Source organism: Lacinutrix sp. YIN62 (assembly GCF_057219185.1).
This window is the reverse complement of sequence record NZ_JBXVVH010000052.1, coordinates 1-3,354: the sequence shown is the minus strand read 5'-3', so window position 1 is coordinate 3,354 and position 3,354 is coordinate 1. Positions and strand designations below refer to the sequence as shown.

General features: G+C 30.7%; 3 protein-coding genes and 2 pseudogenes. 3 read left to right on the top strand and 2 right to left on the bottom strand.

The window, feature by feature from the left end:
* Nucleotides 1-179: 179 nt before the first annotated feature.
* Both AC2D8I_RS15990 and AC2D8I_RS15985 read left to right on the top strand, forming a co-directional pair.
* A complete protein-coding gene (locus AC2D8I_RS15990; RefSeq protein WP_484707112.1) occupies nt 180-842 on the top strand; it encodes a hypothetical protein in 663 nt (220 codons plus the stop codon).
* Between the two features lie 524 nt (nt 843-1,366).
* On the top strand, nt 1,367-1,900 hold the full coding sequence (locus AC2D8I_RS15985) for a hypothetical protein (RefSeq protein WP_484707111.1): 534 nt from the start codon (nt 1,367-1,369) through the stop codon (nt 1,898-1,900).
* A 59-nt stretch (nt 1,901-1,959) separates the two neighbouring features.
* Here AC2D8I_RS15985 and AC2D8I_RS15980 read toward each other — a convergent pair.
* Together AC2D8I_RS15980 and AC2D8I_RS15975 are read right to left on the bottom strand one after the other, a co-directional pair.
* Nucleotides 1,960-2,070 (bottom strand): annotated as a pseudogene (locus AC2D8I_RS15980) (IS110 family transposase); the annotation flags it as partial.
* 1 nt (nt 2,071) lies between these two features.
* Nucleotides 2,072-2,314, bottom strand: a pseudogene (locus AC2D8I_RS15975) (transposase); the annotation flags it as partial.
* A 371-nt stretch (nt 2,315-2,685) separates the two neighbouring features.
* On the opposite strand from AC2D8I_RS15975, the gene AC2D8I_RS15970 reads away from it, so the two are divergent.
* Nucleotides 2,686-3,225, top strand: a complete 540-nt coding sequence (locus tag AC2D8I_RS15970; protein WP_484707110.1) for a hypothetical protein — start codon at nt 2,686-2,688, stop codon at nt 3,223-3,225.
* Nucleotides 3,226-3,354 lie beyond the last annotated feature (129 nt).

The following is a 3,354-nucleotide window of genomic DNA, read 5'->3' as shown; positions in this document are numbered from 1 at the left end:
CGCTATTGAAAATATAGGAAGCGGCATTTGGAAAGTATTTTATAGAAACGTATTTTTGGGTTTCTTTGATGAAAAGCAGCTTAGAAACAAACAACAATCTACAAGCTTAGAAACTAATTTAGTGTAAACCCTAATCTTTAACTTGTGTAAACTATGTCCCTTAACGAACATTAAAAAAAATGAATTTTAAACCATTAATAATTCTGATTACAATTTCAATCTTAATGTCTTTTACGACAGCCAAAAAGAGTTTTGAAGGAATTATAACTTATAAAACAGAAATTAGATTTAAAAAAGAAAATGTTCAGTATAGTGAATATTTCGAGCAAAAATTCGGAGACACCTTAAAAGTATTTTATAACGAAAATGGTGATATTTTTAAACAATTCTTAAACACCGGAGAGCGAGGGTATGATTTCAATCTTTATTTGAATTCTAATAACCACTATTATGCAAAGTGGAAAAATTTGGATACTATCTATCATTATAACGTTTCTGAACAAACTTTGGATTTTGTCAAGAAAACCACAGGACAATCAGAAAAAATTTTGGGAAAAGAATGCGATTATATACAAATCGAAGGATTTGAGCCAAATGGAAAGCAAACAGTAATACAAAAATATTCTTATAGCGGATTTCCGTATTTAAATCCAGAATTATTTAAAAACTTTGAGGACTTTTATACAAACGATTTGATTGATAAGGCAAAATCCCCTTTTATGAAAATGGAACTTGATTTAGGAGATTATGTTGTGACATATACCGCTATCAATATCGAGCCGAAAAAATTAAAAGAAAATATATTTCAATTACCGAATGAAATTCCGAAAAAAGAATATTAACCGAATAAAAACTATGGCCAACAACAGTAATCGTTGCACAAGCCTCTAAAAACATTCAAAAGCTCCTTTTACAGGGGCTTTTACTTTGTTAAAACCAATACTATTTAAATTTTAGGATGCCTATTATATTAGTTCTAACAGCTTTATTTGGGGTCTAAACAAGCGTTTTACAAGACAAAATAAATGCTTCATTGCTTTAGCATCTACTTTTACATTTTTTACAAAGTCAAATTTTAAGCGCTATTGATTAAAGCCTTTTTAAAAGTAAAGTAGTGTTTAGTCCCTTCATCCACGGATTATACATGGCTATGTATAGTCCATAGACTAGGGGAAGCTCTAAAAAAAATGGAGCACTTAAATTGTTGCCGTAGCAGAACCACTGTCCCTTTATTTTTTTAAACCTAATTAAAAAACATAAAGCTAACAACATAGTATATGTGTCATTTGGAAAATAGTTTATCTTCGCTTTCGCTACGTAAACGATTATAACCAAACAACACATATACTTAAACGTTGGCTGTAATATGAAAAAAATCGCGATTATAATATTAACATTGAGTTTCAACCTTGGATTTGGACAAGTTGAAATTCCTTTTTTTGAACAAATCGCTTTTGATTTTTACAAGGACAGTTTATTGACAAAATTCCCTATCGAAAAACGAATAAAAATCCCGAAATACACGACGGACTTTCACTTTTCTTCTTATAAGTTTCAAGTTAGCGAATGTCTGACTGGAAAATTATTGACAGAAGGAAAGGAATTGGAAATTTTCGGAATTTATGCTCTTGAACAAATGGATTTTGATTCACCAACTCACGTAATGAATTATGACAACTTGAATAAAAAACAGTTTCGGATTAAAAAATCTAAAAATAGTAGCGGAATGAATTTAAGAATTTCGCAACCATATCATAAAAAAGATGATTTTGAGAATTATTATGTAATTGTATCGGAAAACTATAAAAGAAAAAGCACCACTTATTATTTATTAATTGACAAAAATGGTAACGTAAACAATTGGTGCAGGAAAGAATCAGAATTGATAATAATATATTAGCGGATGGGAAAAATACTACAGCCAACAAAGAACTGAGGTAAAAACCAAATAAAACTCAATTAATTACACCTCAAAACACTTCTATATTCATCGTTATAAGGCACCCCATTTTTAACAATAGAAAACGCTTGTTTTAGTAACTTATTACACACTGCTATTAAAGCCAGCTCAATGTTGTATCAATTTACGGTCGCTTATTAAATTCTCCAAATACCTCACCAAACACAATTTAAAGAACACAACAGGATCAATACTTTTCTGACCACTCTCGCCATAAAAAGGTTGGGTTGATGCATATAAAAAGTCTAAATGTAATACCGTTTTTAACTTGCGGTAAAAGTTGTGTTTCGGAATGCGTTCGCTCAATTGAAAATGAGAAAATAATTTTTCTTGGTACTTTTTTTTGCCTTGCATAACTAAAGTTAAGAAATAACTAAGCCGCTTTTAAATTCCTTTACTATCTTTATCAACAAACTTGTGCAACAGGCACAAAAGCTATACGTAATGCGGGTTTTGGTGCTAAATTGAAAGTAAATTAATATTAACAAACATATCGGTAGGCGGACAGTGAAGTGTTTTAATATCCCGCACTACGCATAGCCAAACCGTTAGCTGTAATTGAAATGAAACAAACATTATACTTCATAATCATAGTTGGATTTTTAAGCTGTCAGAATTCCCCAAAAAGGGTTGAACTGACTAGTAGAAACTGTAATAACACAAAACTTGTGAATTACATTTATCCAATTAGCAATTTTACTAAGAGCCGAACACTTATCTACTCATTGAAATCAAATAGGGAATCCAAAACTGAATTGTCTAAAAAGACATATTCAATAGAAGTTGATAAAGATTCTTTACTGTTTAGTATCACAAAAGATTCTCAAGGAAAAGTAACTGACTCAACTATATTTATTCTGACTAATGGAATTCCTAAAGTTATAGAATCTTTCACGAGAGTAGATGCTTATCCCGAATTGATACCAACCAAGGATTCTATTATTGGAAATAGATTCTGTGAATTTGGAACATTTGGGAATTCGTTTGAGTATGAAATACCTTTTAATGATAAAATGGTTTCTAGAAAATTTCAGGGACATACAACTCATAAAGAATATGTAAAAAAAGTGTTCAATGGAATAGAATATAACTGTGCAATTATGGAATCCGAAAAAACATTGACAGTCGAATTTAATGGGCGAACGGAGAAACTGAATGGGACTTGGACAGGTTGTGCTTGCGAAAATTTAGGTGAACTTTATTCGACAACTAAAACTGAAGATGGAATGGTGATTGAACACAGACTTGAAGAAATAATTGAATAATAAAAAACAACTACAGCTAACAATGGTAATCGTTGCACAAGTCTATGACTCGTCCTGAATAAAGGCTACATAATTCAAGTAGATTATGTATAAAAATGACAGAGTTACTAGACGTTACAGTGAATCATT

Bases quoted from the DNA above. Each gene is read 5' to 3' on its own strand.
- AC2D8I_RS15985 (WP_484707111.1), top strand. From the start codon at position 1,367: ATGAAAAAAATCGCGATTATAATATTAACATTGAGTTTCAACCTTGGA.
- AC2D8I_RS15990 (WP_484707112.1), top strand. From the start codon at position 180: ATGAATTTTAAACCATTAATAATTCTGATTACAATTTCAATCTTAATG.